This is a genomic window from Streptomyces globosus, from assembly GCF_003325375.1.
GTDB lineage: Bacteria > Actinomycetota > Actinomycetes > Streptomycetales > Streptomycetaceae > Streptomyces > Streptomyces globosus_A.
Genome location: NZ_CP030862.1, coordinates 3,445,650 through 3,463,727, shown reverse-complemented (window position 1 = coordinate 3,463,727; position 18,078 = coordinate 3,445,650). Strand labels below are relative to the sequence as shown.

Genomic DNA, 18,078 nt, shown 5'->3' with positions numbered 1-18,078 from the left:
CCAACCGGCGCGCCGTGCAAGGCAGTCGGCCCCTCCCCCGCCGGCGGCGCCGCGGTCGCGCACCGGGGGGTGTTGCGAAAGTCCCGCACGGCGCCCGGCACGCACTCCCGCCGCACCGGCCGAAGCCCCGAGTACGCCCCGTACGAGGGGTTTCGCCCGGCACACCGACAGCACGCACCGGACACCGCGGGCACCGCACAGGACCTGCGCAACACCCCCTAGGATCGGGAGCATGCCGCTGACCATGGACGACGTCGACCGCTTCGAGGCCGCGAGGCCGCGCCTGGAGGCCATCGCCTACCGCATGCTGGGATCCGCGGGCGAGGCGGAGGACGCCGTGCAGGAGACGTTTCTGCGCTGGCAGGCCGCGGACGTGGCGCTGATCGAGGTCCCCGAGGCGTGGCTGACGAAGGTCCTCACCAACCTGTGCCTGAACCAGCTCTCCTCGGCCCGCGCCCGCCGCGAGACGTACGTCGGCCAGTGGCTGCCGGAGCCGCTGCTGGAGGGGGACCCGATGCTCGGCCCGGCGGACACCGCGGAGCAGCGCGAGTCCGTCTCGTACGCGGTACTCGTGCTGATGGAGCGGCTGTCGCCCAACGAGCGGGCGGTGTACGTGCTGCGGCAGGCCTTCGACTACCCGCACCGGGAGATCGCCCAGATCCTCGACCTGACGGAGGCGGCCAGCCAGCAGGTCTTCCACCGGGCGAAGAAGCACCTCGCGGACGGCAGGACCCGCACCGGGATCGACCGGGCGGCGGCCCGGCGGGTGGTGGAGGAGTTCCTCGCGGCCGCGACGAGCGGGGAGACCGAGCCGCTGGTGCGGCTGCTGACCTCCGACGCCATCGCGGTCGGCGACGGCGGCGGGAAGGTCCCGGCCCGTGCGAGGGCCTTCGAGGGCGCGACGGCGGTCGCCAGGTTCATGCGGGGCCTGTTCAGGCCGACCCCGGCCAAGCGGAAGCTGGTCGGCGGCGCGGCGGACATGTACGCGACGACCGCGAACGGGGAACCGGCCGTCGTGGCGGTCGTCGACGGCCGGGTCATCGGCGTCATCTGCCTCCAGGTCACCCCGGAGGGCATCGCCGCGTTCCGCAGCCAGGTCAACCCGGACAAGCTGGAACGGGCCACGGAGGCCTGGGCGTCCAGGCCCCACGGGGAGCCCCTGCTGCGCGCGTTCTAGTGCTGTGGCCTTTCCGTCTGCAGCACCAGGTGTCCTGTCCCGGGAGGTTGTGGACGGTGCGCCGGTCACGCACGCTCGCGCTGCCCGGGCAGTGGTCCGGTGGAGGGAGGCGGCGTCAGCGCCTGCCGGGGCGGCGCCAGTCCTCGCTGTCCAGGTGGGAGCCGGCCATCGGGCCCATGCGGAGCATTCCGCCGTCGACCGCCCAGGAGGCGCCCGTCACGTACGAGGCGTCCGGGCCGGCCAGGAAGGCGATGACGGCGGCCACCTCGCGGGCGTCGCCGGGGCGGCCGAGGGGGACGCCGGGGCGGTGTTCGCGGTGCACGTCGGTGTCCTCCTGGCCGGTCATGGGGGTCGCGATCTCGCCGGGGGCCACGGCGTTCACCGTGATGCCGTGCTCGGCCAGTTCGAGCGCCATCACCTGGGTGAGGAGGCCGAGGCCGCCCTTGGCGGCGCAGTACGGTGCGGAGCCGACGCGGGGCTGGTGCTCGTGCACGGACGTGACGTTGACGATGCGGCCCCCGCCGCCCTGGGCGATCATGCGGCGGGCGGCGTGCTGCGAGCACAGGAACGGGCCGACCAGGTCGACGTCGAGCACCTCGCGCAGGGTGCCGAGGCCGATGTCGAGGAACGGGGTGGCCGTGCCGGTGCCCGCGTTGTTGACCAGGACGTCGAGGCGGCCGAGTTCGTCGGCGAGGTCGTCGACGACCTGTGCGGCGGCCGGCAGGTCGGTCAGGTCCAGCCGGGCGACGGCCGCCCTCCTGCCGTGGCCTCGTACTTCGGCGGCCGTCTCCCGGGCTCCGGCCTCGTCCGTGTGCCAGGTGATGCCGACGTCCATCCCGGCCTCGGCGAGGCGGGCGGCGGTCGCCCGGCCGATGCCGGAGTCCGCGCCGGTGACCACGGCCGCCCGGGGAGCGGGCTGGGGCTGTGACATGGGCCTGTCCTCCTGCCTGTGCGAGGGTGTCGTCCCCCGGGCGTGGGATCCGGGGCGGTCCGCGCCTGCCCGCCGGCCGGCCCGGCAACCCCGCCGGCGGCCGCGGAGCCGACTCACTCTGCCGGCGGCTGCGGCCACAGGTCGCCCGGGCCGTCGACGACCCGGGCGCCCATGTTCTCCGCCATCATCCGCAGGGCCGCCCCGGCGAGGTCCGGGTGGATGTGGGCGACCGCGTTCCGCGGCACGACGACGTCGAGGCGGCGGATGTGCGCGTCGAGCGCGGAGTACAGCACGCACTGCTCGGTCACCTGCCCGACGAGCACCAGGCGGCCGACGTCCATCGTGCCCAGCAGGTAGGCCAGCGGCGTCTCGAAGAACACCGAGTGGCGGGCCTTGACGACGAAGAGGGAGTCCTCGTCCGGCAGGACCGGCTCCACCAGTTCGGGGTGTGCGCCCGCCATCGCGATGTCGGCGATCTGGCCGTGGTGGGAGCGCCACTGGCCGAAGTTGTCGTTGACGTAGACGACGGGCACCTGCGCGGCCCGGGCGGCGGACAGCAGCTCCACGATGCGGGGCAGTGCGGTGCGGACGGACGGGACCAGCAGGTCGGCGTCCTCGTGCCGGTAGGGGTTGAGCATGTCGATGACCACGACGGCCGTGTTGTCCATGCCGTCGAATCTGTGGCGCGGGCGGGGCGGGGGCGGCCGCCACGCCGCAGGCGTCCCCCCATCGGCCCCCGTCCGGCGCGCCGGACCGGGCCGGGGCGAAATCCCCGGGCGGGGCCGGCGGCGAAGCAGCCCGGCCCGTGCCGGCGCAGGGCTGCGGGGTGGAGGAGCAGGGCTTGCGGCGGAAGAAGGGTGCGTCAACCGGCCGAGCGTGGGCAAGCGAGCGGGCATGACAGGAAACCAGCTCTCGTTACTGGCCGCCGAACCGGCCCCGCCGGGGCCGGTCTGGCTTCATCTGCTGCTGCTCGCCTTCGCGTTGGGCGTGCTCATCCACAGCCTGGCCGGGGGCCGCTGAGCCGCTCCGGCCGGGCCGCCGCATCCCGAGAACCGCCGAGAAAGGAACCGAAGCCCATGACCGGGAACATCTGGGTCTACCGCCTCGCCGTCGGCCGCCTGGAGGGCGTCGACCTGACGGGGTACAAGGTCGAGGCCGTCGACGGCGGCATCGGCAAGGTCGACAAGCACTCGGACGAGGCCGACGCCTCCTGGATCGTCGTCGACACCGGGCCCTGGATCTTCGGCCGGCAGGTGCTGCTGCCCGCCGGGACGATCACCCGCATCGACGCCGCGGAGCGGAAGATCTACGTCGACCGGACCAGGGAGCAGGTCAAGGACGCGCCGGAGTTCGTACGGGAGAAGCACCTGGGCAGCGCCGACCACCACCGGGAGGTCGGCGGCTACTGGGGCGACGCGCCCCTGGGCCGCTTCTGACGGCTCCCGGGCGCGGCCGACCGGGTGAGGTTCGGTCACGGGTGGCCGAGCACCGCACGGCGTTTCGGCCGCACGCCCCGCGCAGGTCGGGGAGGGTGGGGAACCGCAGGCGGCTCGCCGTGGGCCGCCGTCCGCCGGGAGTGTGAACCATGCGCCGACCTGTTCCCGTCGTCCTTGCCGCCGCCGCACTGACCGGGGCGCTCGCCGTGCCCGCCGCCGCGGCGGACCCGGCTCCGATCACCTCGCCGTATGTCCAGGCCGCGGCCGACGTGAGCCCCTCCGGGGTGCTGAGGCGGGCGAAGAACATCGACTGGGTGCGGCACATCGACCGCGGCCGGTACTGCGTCAACGTGGCAGACCAGGTGAACCTGGCGTTCAGCATCGTCCAGGTCGAGCTGCCCAACTCCAACCGCCGCAGCTTCAGCACCGCGCCGAACGCCGTCTGCGGCACGAACTCCGTGACGGTGTACACGTACGACCTGAACGGCAGCTACGTCGACAACGCCTTCACGGTCGCCGTCCTGTAGCCGCGGGCGTACGGCCTGCGGGCGCGCCGAACCAGGCGGCGAGCCGGTCTTCCAGGCCCTCCCGGTCGCCGCCGACCCACGCCACGTGCCCGTCGGGCCGCAGCAGCAGGGCGGGCACGTCGTCCGGGTCGCCCAGTTCGGGGCACGGGTCGACGACGTGGTCGACGCGGTCCGCCCAGCCGTCCGCGGTGAGCCGGCCGGTCCGGTCGAGGAGCAGGCCCCGGGCCGTGCGCATGCGGTCGTACAGGCGGCCCTGCTGCAGCGGCACGTCCCGCAGGCGACGGCCGAGCAGGTCGTGGCCCTCACCGAGGTCGTAGCGGACCCCCACCGCCGTGATCATGCCGGTGACGTAACGGTTCACCTCCTCGAAGTCCATGAGCGCCGAGAACAGCTTCCGCAGTGCGGCCGCCCCGGGATCGGTGCCCAGCAGGGTGATCTGCGCCCGCGTGTTCTCCAGGACGGCGGCGCCCACGGGGTGCCGTTCGGCGTGGTACGTGTCCAGCAGCCCTTCCGGGGCGCGGCCGCCCACCTCCGCGGCCAGCTTCCAGCCGAGGTTGAAGGCGTCCTGGATGCCGAGGTTGAGCCCCTGGCCGCCGGTCGGGGGGTGGATGTGCGCGGCGTCGCCTGCGAGGAGGACGCGGCCGACGCGGTAGCGCTCGGCCTGGCGGGTGGCGTCGCCGAAGCGCGACAGCCGGCGCGGTGAGTGCGCGCCGAAGTCGGTGCCCGCGACGGCGCGCAGCTGCCGGGTGAACTCGTCGAGGGTCGGTGCCGCGGAGCGGTCCTCGGCCACCCCGTCGGCGGGGACGACGACGCGGTAGCGGCCCTCCCCGAGCGGGGCCGCCGCGAACCGCAGCTGCGTGCGCTGTACTTCCGCGACGACGGCGGCGATCTTCTCCGGGGCCTCGGCGAGCTCCATCTCGCCGAGCAGGGTCTCGACCCTGGTGGGCTCGCCGGGGAAGGCCACCCCGAGCCGGCCCCGCACGACGCTGCGGGCGCCGTCGCAGCCGACCGCGAAGCGCGACCGCATGCGGGTTCCGTCGGCCAGCTCGACGGTCACCCCGTCCGCGTCCTGGTCGAGTCCGGTCACGGCTCGGCCGCGGTGGATGCGGGTGCCCAGTTCGAGGGCCCGCTCCTCCAGCAGCCGCTCCGTGACGGGCTGCGGGACGGCGATGCCGTACGGGTGCGCCGTGTCCAGCGTGTCGGGCCACGGCTTCACGATGCCGCCGAAGAGGCCGCCTGCCCGGAACGTGTCGGCGGAGGCGAGGAAGCGGTCCAACAGGCCGCGCTGGTCCATCATTTCGACGCTGCGGGCGTGCAGGCCCTGGCCGCGGGACTGCCCTGTCGGCTCGGCCAGCCGCTCCAGGACCGTCACGTCGACGCCGTGCAGCCGGAGTTCGGCCGCCAGCATCAGGCCGGTCGGTCCGCCGCCGACCACGATCACATCATGCATGGGTACGCCCGTTTCACGGGAGGGGACACGGCAGTCGGCCGCCGCGCAGCCCTCGCCCACCCCGCACACGCACCCGGCAAAGGGGCTGCATACGGTACGGACACGGCATTTCCGCGGCTTCCGACCCAGGCCGGCCATTCTGCGGCCGCACCTGGGCCTTGCCGCAAGCCCCCCTGTGCGCTATACGTTGAGACTGGCGAGGAGTCGACTGGGACCCTCGCCTTTGTTTTTGGCCGCCCGCTGCGTGCCGACGGCGCGCGGCCGCGACTGGACCCCCGTCCCGGTCGCGGCCCCGCGGTCGTACCCCCATCCTCTGCCGGGCCGCCCGGCCGCCCCAGGGGCATATCCCGCCACCGGGGGGACCCTGCGCGCCATCGCGGGGACCGCTGACGCCATGAAGGGGGCATCCTGCGCCGGGCTCCCGCGAAGGGCTTGTGCCGGAACCTGCCTTATGCTCACGCCCTGTGGTTTCGCATGCGCATCCGGGGACGACCTCCTCCGCCCTCACCCGACTCAGCGTCAACGCCGCTTCCCTGCTCGGCGTCCCCCGGGCCGGGTACGGCCACCTGCTCGGAGTGGCGGCGGAGCACCTCAACGACGACCTGTGCCGGACGCCCGCGGCCACGAGCAACCGGATCGCGGAACTGACGACGGCCCATGTGCCCTGGACGGAGCTGTCCCTGCTGCTGGCGCAGCAGTCGGCCCTCGGGACGTTCGGGGTGTGGGACTACCTGATCACCTCGGCGCCCACCCCGCTCGAAGGGATCCGGGACGCCGCCGCCTACCTGGCCGTCGTCGCCGACACCAGCACCGACACCCTCCGCGTCACGGAGGACGGCGAGCAGGTGACCCTCAGCCACGTCAACCATGCCGACATCGCCCACGAGGCGGCCTGCGCCGTCCGCGGCTACGCCCTGGGCCTGTACCAGCAGCGCCTGAGCGAGGCCGCACGGCGCCGGCTCGTCCCGGTCCGCGTGACCGTGGCGGCCGAGGCCCCCCGCCGGCACGACGCCCTGACCGAGCTCTACGGCACCCGCGCCATCGACTTCGAGGCCCCCGTCAGCTCGATCACCTTCCTGGCGTCCGACCTGAGGTCGCCGACGCCCCACGCCCAGCCCGGCCTTTCCGCGGTGCTCCGCCGGCACGCCGAGCAGACCCTCGCCACCGCGATCCCCCTGCACGACTGGCTGGACCTGTTCCGCACGGCACTGGCCTCCGCGAACGACGGAACCGGCCCGTCGCTCGCCGGGGTGGCGCGGCGGATGGCCGTCAGCACCCGCACCCTCCAGCGGCGCCTCGACGAGCACGGCACCACCTGGAACGGCGAACTGGAGACGCTGCGCCGGGACCGGATCACCCGGCTGCTCCACACCACCGACCTCGGGATGGACGCGATCGCCGCCCGCAGCGGCTACGCCGACGCCCGCGCCCTGCGCCGCGCGGTCCAGCGCTGGTACGGCACCACGCCGGCGGCCCTGCGCAGCGCGGCGCGCGGGTGCCCGGACGCCGTCCGGCCTCAGGGCCTGTGTTGAGTTGCCCCGCGGCGTCGCGACGCCCGGCACGCACCCTCCGCACACGAGCCGAGGGCGGCACTGCCGGGAAACGGCTCCGGCCGCCCGGGAGACCGGGCGGCCGGAGTGTGCTGACGTGCGGGGAGGGTCAGCCGGCGAGAAGCGTGAGGGTGTCGATCACGCGGTTCGAGAAGCCCCACTCGTTGTCGTACCAGGCGACCACCTTGACGTGGCGGCCGTCGACGCGGGTGAGCGCCGAGTCGAAGATCGAGGAGGCGGGGTTGCCGACGATGTCGGCGGAGACCAGCGGGTCCTCGGAGTACTCCAGCACACCGGCGAGGGGGCCCTCGGCGGCGGCGCGGTACGCCGCCAGGACGTCCTCGCGGGTCACGTCGCGCGAGACGGTGGTGTTCAGCTCCACGATCGAGCCGACCGGGACCGGGACGCGGATCGAGTCGCCGGACAGCTTGCCGTCGAGGTTCGGCAGGACAAGGCCGATCGCCTTGGCGGCGCCCGTGGTGGTGGGCACGATGTTGACGCCGGCGGCGCGGGCGCGGCGGGGGTCGCGGTGGGGGCCGTCCTGCAGGTTCTGCTCCTGCGTGTAGGCGTGCACCGTCGTCATGAAGCCGTGCTCGATCCCGGCGAGGTCGTCGAGGACGGCGGCGAGCGGCGCGAGCGCGTTCGTGGTGCAGGAGGCGTTCGAGACGATCGTGTGCACGGCCGGGTCGTAGGCGGAGGTGTTCACACCGAAGGCGAGGGTGACGTCCGCACCGTCCGACGGCGCGCTGACCAGGACCTTCTTCGCGCCGGCCTTGATGTGGGCGGCGGCCGCGGAGGCGGACGTGAAGCGGCCGGTCGCCTCCAGCACGATGTCGACGCCCAGCTCCGCCCAGGGAAGCTGCTCCGGCTCGCGCTCGGCGAGGACCTTGATGCGGCGGCCGTCGACGACCAGGACGTCGCCGTCGACGGTGACCGGGCGGCCCAGGCGGCCGGCCGTGGAGTCGAACGCGAGCAGCCGCGCGAGGGTGGCCGGCTCGGAGAGGTCGTTCACGGCGACGACCTCGAGGTCGGTGTGGCGTTCGAGCAGCGCGCGCAGCACGTTGCGTCCGATGCGGCCGAACCCGTTGATGGCGATGCGAGTCATGAGCGGTGTCCCCTTCTGTTCGGCACCAGACTCGCCTGCCGCGCCAGGCCGGGACAGTGGCGTGATCGCCATGGTTCAAAAGGATCTCGCCAGCCGAGTGGGGGCTGCAGTCGATCGCTACTCGCCGCGGGTGAAGGTGCGCCGGTACTCGGTGGGGGTCGTGCCGAGGATGCGCTGGAAGTGCAGCCGCAGGTTGGCTCCCGTGCCGAGGCCGACGTCGGCGGCGATCCGCTCGACGCTGCGCTCCGACCGTTCGAGCAGCTCGCGGGCCCTGTCGATACGGGCCCGCATGATCCACTGCATGGGTGTGTAGCCGGTGTCGTCGGCGAAGCGCCGCGAGAACGTCCGGGAGGAGACCGCCGCATGCTCGGCGAGCGCCTCCAGGGTCAGCGGCTCGGCCAGCCGGCGCAGCGCCCATTCGCGGGTGGCGGCGAACCGCTCCCCGAGGGGTTCGGGCACACTGCGCGGAAGGTACTGCGCCTGGCCTCCGCTGCGGTACGGGGCCGCGACCAGGCGGCGCGCCGCGTGGTTGGACGCGGCGACCCCGAGGTCGCCGCGCAGGATGTGCAGGCACAGGTCGATGCCCGAGGCGGCGCCGGCGGAGGTGAGCACGCTGCCCTCGTCGACGAACAGGACGTTCTCGTCGAGCCGGATCCGCGGGTGTTTCGCGGCGAGCGCCCGCGCGTAGTGCCAGTGCGTCGTGGCGCGCTTGCCGTCGAGGAGGCCCGTCGCGGCCAGGGCGAAGGCACCCGTCGAGATGGCGGCGAGCCGGGCGCCCCGCTCGTGGGCGGCGGTCAGCGCAGCGAGGACGTCCTGCGGCGGGTCGTCCCGGTCGGGGAAGCGGTAGCCGGGGACGAAGACGATGTCGGACCAGGCCAGCGCGTCGAGCCCGTGGTTCACGTGGTAGGACAGCCCGTCGCCGCCCGCGACGAGGCCGGGGGCCGCACCGCACACCCGCACCTCGTACGGCATGCTCGCGCGGGTGGTGAAGACCTGGGCGGGGATGCCGACGTCGAGCGGTTTCGCTCCTTCGAGGACGAGGACGGCGACGCGGTGCAGACGGGAGGACGACACCCGTCCGAGGGTACGCGCAGACGCGGCGGGCGCGGCGGGGCGGGCGGCCTGCCGTCAGCCTGGATGCCACTCGACCAGGAGGATCGTGGCGTCGTCGCGCAGCCTGTGCTCCTGGTGCCCGCGCACGAACTGGATCAGCCGGCGCAGCGCCTCGGGGGCGGTGTCCCCTGCGGCCGTCGAGCGGATGACGGTGTCGACCAGGCGCTGCTCGCCGAAGATGCTGCCGTCGGGCCCGCGGGCCTCGGTGACGCCGTCGCTGTAGATCAGGACGCGGTCGCCGGGCTGCAGGCGTTCCCGGTGCAGGGTCGGCGGCGCCTCCCTGTGGAAGCCCAGTCCGAGCGGCAGCTGCGGGGTCCGCTCCAGCACCCGGGGCAGCACGCGCCCGTCGCGGATGAGCAGCGGCGGCGGGTGGCCGCAGTTGACCCAGGTGAACTGCCCGCCCGCGGTGTCGAGGTGGGCGATGACGGCGGTCATCAGGCGGCCGGGGATCCACTGCTCGAGGGTGCGGTCGATGGTCCGGGCGATGTCGGGGAGGGTGCCCCCGGCGCGCCGCGTGGCCCGGCAGGCGGCGAGCCCCGTGGCGCCGGCGCCGCCGGAGGCGAGGTCGTGGCCCATCGCGTCGAGCAGGGTCAGGTGCAGGCCGTCCGCGGTGAAGCTGTGGTCGAAGGCGTCACCTCCGATGTCGTACGCCGGCTCCAGCACCGCGGACGAGGTGGCCTCGGCGGTGCCGATGGTCCGCGGCGGCAGAAACGCCCACACCAGCTCCGCCTGGACGGTCATGGGGCGCAGCCGCTCCCGCTTCACCACCAGGTCGTTGTACGGCGACTTCGACATGAGCACGAGCGTCGCCAGCGACGCCAGGGCCCGGCTCACGTCCAGCAGGGCCGGGGGGAAGACGGGCGCGGTCGCCTGCATGACGCCGACCCGTTCGATGCCGTCGATCATCGGCACCCAGGCGGTGCCGCCGTCGCGGGGCACCTGGACCTGCCGGGTCCGGTAGGCGAGGCCGCCGAGCGAGGAGTCGATGTCGAGGGCGTCGGCGTGGCCGCCCGCGCCGGGGCCGGTCTGGGGCAGCGCGACGAGCCGGACCTGCTGGAGGTCCGCCACGTAGAGGCGCGTCCCGGTCAGCCCGAGGTGCTTGCCCGCGGCCTCGACGAGGTCGGGGACTTCGCGCGCGGCCACGCGGTGCGAACGTTCCAGCAGCTCGGCGAAGACGGCGTCGCTACCGGTCACGGCGGCTCCCCTCGTCGCGCTGGGCCCGCGGCGCCGCCGCGCGTGCTGCCGGCGCGCGCGTGGACATGCCGTTTTTCCCGGGCGGGGCGCCACCCGGGTGGGCCACCTCCAGAGTGCCCACCTTCCGGGTGGGCCGCCATTCGCCGTCGTGCTCCGCTTCCGGCGGCCCTGTACCACGGCACGAGGCAGGCGGGGCACGGGCCGCGGCCATGACCCGCCTGCCACGCCGAACCGGCGTACGGGCGAGCGCCCTTTACAAGACGGCCCGCACCGGAAGGACAATGGGCTGCCGGGACACCCCCAGCACCACCCCACCCCGAGTCCCCGACTCCCGCCGCCTCCTGCCCTCCCCCGACCCGCCGCCCCCTCACCCCCGCGCCGCCTCCCGGGCCTGCTCCAGTGCTTCCGGTACTTCCGCCAGGACTGGCACCGTCGGCTGCACCGCCCTGATCAGGCGGCGGGTTTCCGACCGGCCCGCTGCCACCGCCAGGGGGACCTGGCGGGCCGTGCAGTGGCGGTGCAGGGTGAGGACCGTGGCAACGGCCGATGCCGTGGCGGCCGCCGGAGGCAGTTCGACGACGACGCAGTCCGGGCGGTGCTCGTCCAGCAGGGACCGGACGTGCTGGACGAGCCTGCTGCGCCGGTCGGGGTCGGGTGGGCTCCACAGCGTCAGGACGAGACACCGCTCGCGTACGACGTGCGTGACGGGAGGCCGACCCGGCCCCCGCCCGGCCGTGCCCGCACCCCCCGCACCCCCCGCACCCCCTGCCTCCCCCGCCTCCGCCTCCGCCTCCGCCCCGCCCGGCGCGATGCCCGTCGGTGCGGGGACCGCGGTGGCCGGGCCCGGCAGGGTGGTACGGCTGGGGCGGGCTGCAAGGGTGCGGCTTGGGGACGTGCCGTATGCCTCGCGGTAGGCGGCGGCGAAGCGGCCGGGGTGCGCGAAGCCCCACCGGGCCGCGGTCTCGGTGACCGTGCTCTGCCCGGGCATCGCCGAGGCCAGCTCCTCGTGGACCCTGGCCAGGCGGACGCCCCGCAGGTAGGCCAGGGGGGTGGTGCCGGCGTGGCGGGCGAAGGCGTACTGCACGGCGCGCGGGCTGACGGGGATCGAGGCGGCGATGTCGGCCAGCGTGATGTCGAGGTGGGCGTTGGCCTCAATGAAGGCGATCGCCCGCTGGAGGGTGGCGTCGCCCGGCGCGGCCGCGGGGCGCGCCCCGGGCGTGGTGTACGGGAAGGCGGACAGGACGGCGGCGGCGAGCAGCTGGCCGCAGGTCGTGTCGATGATGGGCGGCCGCGGCCGCGGGGGCGGGGCGAGGACGCTGTCGCGGAGGAAGGCGACGGTAGCGGCGAGCTGCCGCCCGGCGCCGGCGGTCGCGGGGCGCCGGTCCGTGAACAGGACAGGGCGCCGTGCGGTCTTGTCGCAGGCCTGCAGGGTGTCGGCGAGCAGGTCGGGGTGGAGGAGGGCCGCGGTGTAGCGGGCGCCGGAGACGGCTCCCGTGAACGGCCGGTGCCCGGCGGTGTGGAGGAACACCTCGCCGGGGCCGAAGACCTCGTCGGGCAGTCCGCTTTCGCGGACGGCGATGGTGCCGGTGTGGAGGACGACGACGCAGACGGCGTCCAGCGGGTCGGCGGTGAAGGACATCTCGCAGCCGATCCGCACGTCCTCGACGGAGAAGCGGTCCGCGGTGTGCCGGACCACCTCCGTGCGGGCGTCCGGCGAGGCGTGGACGGTCACGTCTGCGTACTGCCGGGAGAGGTAGGCCTCCGTCTCGGCCGGGTCGGAACTCCGGAACACCAATCCCACGACAGCCCCGTCCGCTCACCCCCACTGCCAGTACCCGTGCCAGTGCCGGCGCCCGCACGCGTGCGGCGCGCTCCCCCACTGCCGACGCTACGCCCCGCCGTCCGGCGGGCGAAGCGCGACCCGTCGCCGGGTTCGCTCCGCGGACCGGGGTCTTCGCGAAACGGATGCCGCCCGGCCCTGGCGCCACCGGTGCGGCAGGATCCGCACGGCGTCGGCTGCGCCGGCGGCCGCCGTGGAGCGCTCGCGCCGGGTGTCGGCCTGCGCGGCGGCCCTGCACTGCGGGCCGCCGTGGCCGGACAGCGGGCGGCGGCCCGGGGGAGGCGGGACCCCTCCGTACACTGGGGTGAAGTGGACAGGCGACAGCAATCCGGGCAGGGGCGGCAGGGCGTCGAGGCGGACGCGCTGTTCGGGATCGGCGAGCTCGTGGCGGCGGCCGGGCCCGTCGGCGAGGAGGCCGGTGCGGGCGCCGAGCGGCCGTTCCGGGACGGCCCGCAGGCCCGGAGGATGCTGAGGGTCACCGAGATCCACGCGGAGCCGGCGGCGGCCGCCTCCCTGCGGGGCCGGCAGATCATCGCGCGGTTCCCCGAGGCCCGCCTCGTCGAGGCGAGGTCCCACTGGCGCATCCCGCACCTGCACGGCAACGAGGGCAACGCCGAGCGGTGGGTGCAGGTGAAGCGGCAGACCCTCGTCCTGGGGGAGCGGAAGTCCTTCGGGATCCGCCCCAACGGCAGGTCGGCCGACTGGATCGCCCCGGGGCTCTCCAACGGCTGCGCCATGGCCTGCGCCTACTGCTACGTCCCGCGCCGCAAGGGGTTCGCCAACCCGGTCACCGTCTTCACCAACGTCGAACGGGTGCTGGACGCCATCGGCCGGCACGTGGCGGGGGCGGGGCCGAAGCCGGAGCCCAACCAGTGCGACGACCGGGCGTGGGTGTACGACGTCGGGGAGAACGGCGACTGCTCGGTCGACGACCTGATCAGCGACAACACCGCGGACCTGGTCCGCGCCTTCCGCCGCCGGCCGACCGCGAAGGCGTCCTTCGCGACCAAGTTCGTCAACCCCGACCTGCTGCGGCTCGACCCGCAGGGCCGCACCCGGATCCGCTTCTCCGTGATGCCGGCGGACGACTCCCGCCTCCTCGACGTGCGGACCAGCCCGGTCGCGGACCGCCTCGCCGCGGCCGCCGACTTCCTCGACGCCGGGTACGAGGTGCACTTCAACCTGTCGCCGGTGGTGGTCCGGCCTGGCTGGGAGCGGGCCTGGGGCGAGCTGCTGGACGCCATGGACGACGTACTGCCGCGCCGGGTGAAGGAGCAGGCGGCGGCCGAGGTCATCATGCTGACGCACAACCGCGAGCTGCACGAGGTCAACCTCGGCTGGCACCCCCGGGCCGAGGAGCTGCTGTGGCGCCCGGACCTCCAGCAGGCGAAGAGGTCGGAGAACGGCGCCTGGAACGTCCGCTACCGCATCGCGGAGAAGGCGTCGGCCGTGGAGTCGCTGCGGGGGCTGATCGCGGCGCGCGCGCCCTGGCTGCGGGTGCGCTACGCCTTCTGACCGGGTGCGGGTGCACTGCGCCTTCTGACCGCCGGGTCGGCCTCCGGCGGGGCCCGCCGGTCGCGGCGGGCGGGGCGGGACGGGTCCTCCGGGATGCGGAGGTGCCCGGGTGCGGTGAGCCTGGGGGCATGCCGGACACTCCGCACATCACCGTCCACCCCGTGACCGCCAAGGGCGGCCGGCCGGTCACGGCGCACACCCACGGCACCGACGCCCCGCTCGGGACGGCCTACGGCCTCGCCGACGTCGTGGAGTTCGCCCGCCGGGCGGGCCTGCACGATCCGGAATCGCTGGTCGAACAGGACAGCCCGATGATCGTCTGGACGGGGGGCGGCCCGGACACCTGGATCTGACCGGGCCCGGAGGCCCGGGGGCACCGGGTGCCGGGCCGCCGCCCGGTCAGCCCTTGAAGCCGCTGCACTCGGTCACTTCGCCGCCCTGGCGGACGGTGTACTCGGCGTTCGGGACGTCCATGATCTGGAAGCCGCCGTTCTGGGCGATCTCCACCGTCCCGCCGAAGCCGGCCGAGCCGAAGACGTACGCCGGCCCGGGCGTGAAACCCCCGCCGGAGAGGTGGACGCGGCCGTTCTCCAGGACGCCGGAGATCGAGCACGTGGCCGCCGGCGGGGCGGCGGGAGCCGCGGCTGCCGCCGCCCCGGCGCCGGTCAGGGCGCCGAGTGCGGCGGCCGCGAGGGGGATGAGGATGCGGGGGCGGGTGCGCCGGTTCATGGAGCCTCCTTGGCGAGGGGCCTTGCCGGAGTGCGGCCGCACTCCCATCGTCGCCCCGCGGGTTGCCCGTAGCGACCGGGCCGCGGGGCGGGCCTGACCCGCACCCGTGGCAAACCCGTGGCCCGCCCGCCCCGCGGCCCGCATGCCCTCACTGCTCGGCGCGTGCGAGGCGGCCGGGCCACCAGCTGCGGGCGCCGAGGTCCACGACGAGCGCCGGGACCAGCAGGGACCGGACGACCAGGGTGTCGAGGAGGACGCCGAAGGCGACGATGAAGGCGATCTGGACGAGGAAGGCCAGCGGGATGACCATCAGCGCGGCGAAGGTTGCCGCCAGGACCACCCCGGCGGAGGTGATGACCCCGCCGGTCGTGGTCAGCCCGCGCAGCACGCCCTGGCGCACGCCGTGCGTGAGGGTCTCCTCGCGGACGCGCGACATGAGGAAGATGTTGTAGTCGACGCCGAGCGCCACCAGGAAGACGAACCCGTACAGCGGGACGGAGGCGTCGGTGCCGCTGAAGCCCAGCAGGTCGAAGACGAGCGCGGCGACGCCGAGGGTGGCCAGGAAGTTGAGGGCGACGGTCGCCACCAGCAGTACCGGCACCACCAGGGCGCGCAGCAGCACCACGAGGATCAGCAGGATGATGCCGAGCACGATGGGGACGATGACGTTGCGGTCGCGGGCCGCGGTCTGCTGGGTGTCGTACTGCTGCGCGGTGTAGCCGCCGACGATCGCGTCGGCCCCGGGGACGGCGTGGACCTGGGTGCGCAGCCGCTCGACGGTGGCCTTGGCGGCGTCGCTGTCGGCGGCCGCCTCCAGGGTGGCGTCGATGCGGACGCGGCCGTCGCGCACGAGCGGGTCGCCCTCGCCCGGCCGGCCGGTGGCCGTGACGGCTGCGGCCGCGGCGACGCCGTCCGTCGCGCGGGCAGCCGCCTGGACCTGCTCCACCCGCCCCGCGTCGGCGATGATCACGGCGGGCTGGCCGGATCCGCCGGGGAAGTGCCGGCCGAGGGCCTTTTGGGCGCTCACCGAGGGCGCGTCGCCGACGAAGATCTCGTCGAGGGGCACGCCCTTGGCCGACAGCGTCGGGGCGAACGCGGCCATGGCGAGCAGCAGCACCGCGGTCGACGCCCACACCTTGCGCGGCGCGCGGTCGATCAGCGCGGCGATACGGTGCCACACGCCGCGCCCGCCCTCCTCGGCGGCGGCCTTGGGCTTGGCCGGCCAGTACGCGGTCCGGCCCAGCAGGGCGAGGACGGCGGGCAGGAAGGTGAGGGTGGTCAGGACGGCGCAGATGATGCCGATCGCGCCGACGGGGCCGAGCGCGCGGTTGTTGGTGAGGTCGCTCGCGAGCAGGGCGAGCAGGCCGAGCGCCACGGTGGCCGCGCTGGCGGTGATGGCGCCGGCCGAGCGGCGGACGGCGGCGGTCGCCGCGCGCATGCGGTCGCCGTGGATGGCGAGTTCCTCCCGGAAGCGGGCCGTCAGGAGGAGGGCGTAGTCGGTGGCCGCGCCGATGACCAGGATGGAGAGGATGCCCTGTACCTGGCCGTCGACCCGTACGGTGCCCCGGTCGGCGAGGGCGTAGACGATCGCGCAGGCGAGGGCGAGGGCGAACACGGCCGCGACGATGATCACGAGCGGCAGGAGGACGCTCCGGTACACGAGGAGCAGGATCAGCAGGACGGCGCCGAGTGCGACGCCGAGCAGCAGCCCGTCGATGCCGGCGAAGGCGTCGGAGAGGTCGGCCTGTGTGGCCGCGGGGCCGGCGATGTACGCGGTGGCGCCCGGTACGGTCGCAGCCGCCGAGCGGACCGAGTCGAGGACGGCGGGGAGTTCTTCGCCCAGGTCCGGCTTGAGCGGCACGACGGCCTGGAGCGCCCTGCCGTCCTCCGAGGGCCGGGCGGGCGAGGGTGTCTCGGCGATGCCGGGCCGGCCCTCGAGTGCGGCGACGGCGCGGGTCGCGGCGCCCGTCTGGTCCGCGGTGATCCGGGTGCCCTCCGGGGCCTCCCAGACGACGATCGCGGGAACCGATTCCGAGCGTTCGAACGGCCGCCGGGCTTCGAGGACCGCGGTGGACTCGGCGCTGCGGGGCAGGAAGGCCGCCTGGTCGTTGGTGGCGACCTCGCCGAGCTTCCCGGCGTAGGGGCCGAGCGTGCCGCCGATGCCCAGCCAGACCACCAGCAGGGCCAGGGGGACCAGCCACAGGGCCCGGCGCGGATTGCTGCTCACGTGAACGAACCGCCCTTCAATCTCTCAATCACAAAGTATGTCAATGATTGAGAGATCATATGCTGGTGTCATGCCCAGTGCCGACACCCCCCTGTCCTCACTTCCTGCGGACGACCCGATCGGGTTGCAGTCCTTCGCCGTGCTGCTGCGCCGCATGAACGCGGAGTTCAACCGGATCGTCCAGGAGTTCGCCCAGGCACACGGCCTGCACCTGACGGACGTCCAGGCGCTGATCGCCGTCCTCGACGCCGAGCACGACGAGGAGGGCGGCCCGATGACCCCGGGGCGCCTGCGCAGCCGGATGAACCTCACCTCGGGGGCCGTCACCGCCTGCCTGGACCGGCTGGAGAAGGCCGGGCACGTCCGGCGGGTCCGGGCGGCAGACGACCGCCGCGTGGTCCACATCCACTACGCGCCGTCGGGCCGCGAGGCGGCGCGCGAGTTCTTCGGCCCGCTGGCCCGCGGCACGGAGGCGGCCTGCGCGCCCTTCGACCCGGCCGAGCTGCACGTCGTGGTGCGCTTTCTGCAGGCGATGAACCACCAGCTCGGCCTCGTGGGCCGCTGACGGCGCGGCAGAGGACGCAGCCGGGAGGCCCCGCCGTCCGGATGGCGGCCCCGCGCGCCCGCTCGGCAGGCGGCCCCGTACGCGCTATGCAGGGACGGTGAGCGCACCAGAGGAGCACGACCGGCCGCCCCGTACGGACCCCCTCCGCCCGCACGGCGTGGCGCACGCCACCGTCCTGGCCCTCGGCGCCCTGTCGAAGGCGCTGGAGACCACCGAACGCGCGCGCGGCCACCTGTACGCCTTCCACCAGCTGACCGGCACGGCGGACTTCGAACTCGACGAGGCGGTACGCCTCTTCCGGGAAGCCGGGCACGGCGACGTGGCGGCGGCGATCGAGCGGGACATCCTCGGCCGCAACGTCATCCCCGGCCACTGGACCTTCCAGATCATCGAGGCCTACAACCACACCTACTACCGGCCGTTCGCGGCGCTCGCGCAGCAGGCCGTCGACGACCTCGCCGGCGGGCGCGACCACCTGTACGAGGCCCGGCTCAAGCGCGCCCGCCGCACCCCGGGCCACCCCGACCACACGGCGGGCCCGCCGGCGGACTGAAGCCCAACGGCCGGTCGGCGGGTGCCGCCCGCCGACCGGGGGCACGGCGTGGCAGGTGCCGCCGCGAACCCTCCGTCCGCCTGCGTCGTCCGGGGCCCGTCCCCGTTCGGCCTGATCGGGCGGTGCCGCGGGCGTGTGGCCGGTGGCGGCGGCGCCCGGCCGCCTA

Annotated in this window: 18 protein-coding genes; 9 read left to right on the top strand and 9 right to left on the bottom strand. The window is 74.6% G+C overall.

Going from position 1 to position 18,078, the window contains the following annotated elements:
• Positions 1 to 232 precede the first annotated feature (232 nt).
• On the top strand, positions 233 to 1,177 hold the full coding sequence (locus tag C0216_RS15060; RefSeq protein ID WP_114055789.1) for an RNA polymerase sigma-70 factor: 945 nt from the start codon (positions 233 to 235) through the stop codon (positions 1,175 to 1,177).
• A 115-nt stretch (positions 1,178 to 1,292) separates the two neighbouring features.
• On the opposite strand, the gene C0216_RS15055 is transcribed toward C0216_RS15060, so the two are convergent.
• Positions 1,293 to 2,108: an SDR family oxidoreductase gene (locus C0216_RS15055; protein WP_114055788.1), complete on the bottom strand. Its 816-nt coding sequence runs from the start codon at positions 2,106 to 2,108 to the stop codon at positions 1,293 to 1,295.
• Between the two features lie 113 nt (positions 2,109 to 2,221).
• Positions 2,222 to 2,776 carry a cysteine hydrolase family protein gene (locus C0216_RS15050; RefSeq protein WP_114055787.1) on the bottom strand — a complete coding sequence of 185 codons (555 nt, stop codon included), beginning with the start codon at positions 2,774 to 2,776 and terminating at the stop codon, positions 2,222 to 2,224.
• Positions 2,777 to 3,002: 226 nt separating this feature from the next.
• Between C0216_RS15050 and C0216_RS35015 the strand changes: the two genes are divergently transcribed.
• From C0216_RS35015 to C0216_RS15040, 3 genes are all read left to right on the top strand, one after another.
• Entirely contained in the window at positions 3,003 to 3,128 is a 126-nt protein-coding gene (locus C0216_RS35015) for a hypothetical protein (RefSeq protein ID WP_263406993.1), read from the top strand.
• 56 nt (positions 3,129 to 3,184) lie between these two features.
• On the top strand, positions 3,185 to 3,544 hold the full coding sequence (locus C0216_RS15045; RefSeq protein ID WP_114055786.1) for a PRC-barrel domain containing protein: 360 nt from the start codon (positions 3,185 to 3,187) through the stop codon (positions 3,542 to 3,544).
• A 149-nt stretch (positions 3,545 to 3,693) separates the two neighbouring features.
• Positions 3,694 to 4,071 (top strand): hypothetical protein, encoded by a 378-nt coding sequence (locus C0216_RS15040; protein WP_114055785.1) that lies wholly within the window; start codon positions 3,694 to 3,696, stop codon positions 4,069 to 4,071.
• On the opposite strand, the gene C0216_RS15035 is transcribed toward C0216_RS15040, so the two are convergent.
• Positions 4,052 to 5,521: an FAD-dependent oxidoreductase gene (locus C0216_RS15035; protein ID WP_114055784.1), complete on the bottom strand. Its 1,470-nt coding sequence runs from the start codon at positions 5,519 to 5,521 to the stop codon at positions 4,052 to 4,054. The two genes, C0216_RS15040 and C0216_RS15035, sit on opposite strands and share 20 nt — an antisense overlap.
• Before the next feature lie 464 nt (positions 5,522 to 5,985).
• On the opposite strand from C0216_RS15035, the gene C0216_RS15030 reads away from it, so the two are divergent.
• Positions 5,986 to 7,053, top strand: coding sequence for an AraC family transcriptional regulator (locus tag C0216_RS15030; protein WP_162793209.1), 1,068 nt, complete (start codon positions 5,986 to 5,988; stop codon positions 7,051 to 7,053).
• Positions 7,054 to 7,180: 127 nt separating this feature from the next.
• Here the strand turns inward: C0216_RS15030 and gap are convergent, their stop codons facing one another.
• The 4 genes from gap to C0216_RS34090 all read right to left on the bottom strand — a co-directional run bounded on the left by gap (position 7,181) and on the right by C0216_RS34090 (position 12,275).
• Positions 7,181 to 8,176 carry a type I glyceraldehyde-3-phosphate dehydrogenase gene (gene gap, locus C0216_RS15025; protein WP_114055782.1) on the bottom strand — a complete coding sequence of 332 codons (996 nt, stop codon included), beginning with the start codon at positions 8,174 to 8,176 and terminating at the stop codon, positions 7,181 to 7,183.
• Between the two features lie 117 nt (positions 8,177 to 8,293).
• The gene (locus C0216_RS15020; RefSeq protein ID WP_114055781.1) at positions 8,294 to 9,250 is read right to left on the bottom strand and encodes a GlxA family transcriptional regulator; all 957 of its coding nucleotides are present in this window, start codon (positions 9,248 to 9,250) and stop codon (positions 8,294 to 8,296) included.
• A gap of 54 nt (positions 9,251 to 9,304) precedes the next feature.
• The gene (locus C0216_RS15015) at positions 9,305 to 10,483 is read right to left on the bottom strand and encodes a PP2C family protein-serine/threonine phosphatase (RefSeq protein ID WP_114055780.1); all 1,179 of its coding nucleotides are present in this window, start codon (positions 10,481 to 10,483) and stop codon (positions 9,305 to 9,307) included.
• Between the two features lie 367 nt (positions 10,484 to 10,850).
• Entirely contained in the window at positions 10,851 to 12,275 is a 1,425-nt protein-coding gene (locus tag C0216_RS34090) for a helix-turn-helix transcriptional regulator (RefSeq protein WP_216827083.1), read from the bottom strand.
• 357 nt (positions 12,276 to 12,632) lie between these two features.
• Here C0216_RS34090 and C0216_RS15005 point away from each other — a divergent pair, with 357 nt between their 5' ends.
• Both C0216_RS15005 and C0216_RS15000 read left to right on the top strand, forming a co-directional pair.
• On the top strand, positions 12,633 to 13,838 hold the full coding sequence (locus tag C0216_RS15005; protein WP_428985429.1) for a spore photoproduct lyase family protein: 1,206 nt from the start codon (positions 12,633 to 12,635) through the stop codon (positions 13,836 to 13,838).
• 128 nt (positions 13,839 to 13,966) lie between these two features.
• Positions 13,967 to 14,191, top strand: a complete 225-nt coding sequence (locus C0216_RS15000) for a hypothetical protein (RefSeq protein ID WP_114055779.1) — start codon at positions 13,967 to 13,969, stop codon at positions 14,189 to 14,191.
• Between the two features lie 46 nt (positions 14,192 to 14,237).
• On the opposite strand, the gene C0216_RS14995 is transcribed toward C0216_RS15000, so the two are convergent.
• A complete protein-coding gene (locus C0216_RS14995) occupies positions 14,238 to 14,567 on the bottom strand; it encodes a hypothetical protein (RefSeq protein WP_114055778.1) in 330 nt (109 codons plus the stop codon).
• A 148-nt stretch (positions 14,568 to 14,715) separates the two neighbouring features.
• Positions 14,716 to 16,794: an MMPL family transporter gene (locus tag C0216_RS14990; protein WP_114055777.1), complete on the bottom strand. Its 2,079-nt coding sequence runs from the start codon at positions 16,792 to 16,794 to the stop codon at positions 14,716 to 14,718.
• Between the two features lie 70 nt (positions 16,795 to 16,864).
• Between C0216_RS14990 and C0216_RS14985 the strand changes: the two genes are divergently transcribed.
• Both C0216_RS14985 and C0216_RS14980 read left to right on the top strand, forming a co-directional pair.
• Positions 16,865 to 17,359, top strand: coding sequence for a MarR family winged helix-turn-helix transcriptional regulator (locus C0216_RS14985; protein ID WP_174250399.1), 495 nt, complete (start codon positions 16,865 to 16,867; stop codon positions 17,357 to 17,359).
• 97 nt (positions 17,360 to 17,456) lie between these two features.
• Positions 17,457 to 17,912 carry a hypothetical protein gene (locus C0216_RS14980; protein WP_114055775.1) on the top strand — a complete coding sequence of 152 codons (456 nt, stop codon included), beginning with the start codon at positions 17,457 to 17,459 and terminating at the stop codon, positions 17,910 to 17,912.
• Positions 17,913 to 18,078: the final 166 nt, after the last annotated feature.

Coding starts and splice junctions, on each gene's coding strand:
- C0216_RS15040 (WP_114055785.1), top strand. CDS start 3,694: ATGCGCCGACCTGTTCCCGTCGTCCTTGCCGCCGCCGCACTGACCGGG.
- gap (WP_114055782.1), bottom strand. CDS start 8,176: ATGACTCGCATCGCCATCAACGGGTTCGGCCGCATCGGACGCAACGTG.
- C0216_RS15050 (WP_114055787.1), bottom strand. CDS start 2,776: ATGGACAACACGGCCGTCGTGGTCATCGACATGCTCAACCCCTACCGG.
- C0216_RS15055 (WP_114055788.1), bottom strand. CDS start 2,108: ATGTCACAGCCCCAGCCCGCTCCCCGGGCGGCCGTGGTCACCGGCGCG.
- C0216_RS14985 (WP_174250399.1), top strand. CDS start 16,865: ATGCCCAGTGCCGACACCCCCCTGTCCTCACTTCCTGCGGACGACCCG.
- C0216_RS15035 (WP_114055784.1), bottom strand. CDS start 5,521: ATGCATGATGTGATCGTGGTCGGCGGCGGACCGACCGGCCTGATGCTG.
- C0216_RS35015 (WP_263406993.1), top strand. CDS start 3,003: ATGACAGGAAACCAGCTCTCGTTACTGGCCGCCGAACCGGCCCCGCCG.
- C0216_RS15000 (WP_114055779.1), top strand. CDS start 13,967: ATGCCGGACACTCCGCACATCACCGTCCACCCCGTGACCGCCAAGGGC.
- C0216_RS15060 (WP_114055789.1), top strand. CDS start 233: ATGCCGCTGACCATGGACGACGTCGACCGCTTCGAGGCCGCGAGGCCG.
- C0216_RS15045 (WP_114055786.1), top strand. CDS start 3,185: ATGACCGGGAACATCTGGGTCTACCGCCTCGCCGTCGGCCGCCTGGAG.
- C0216_RS14995 (WP_114055778.1), bottom strand. CDS start 14,567: ATGAACCGGCGCACCCGCCCCCGCATCCTCATCCCCCTCGCGGCCGCC.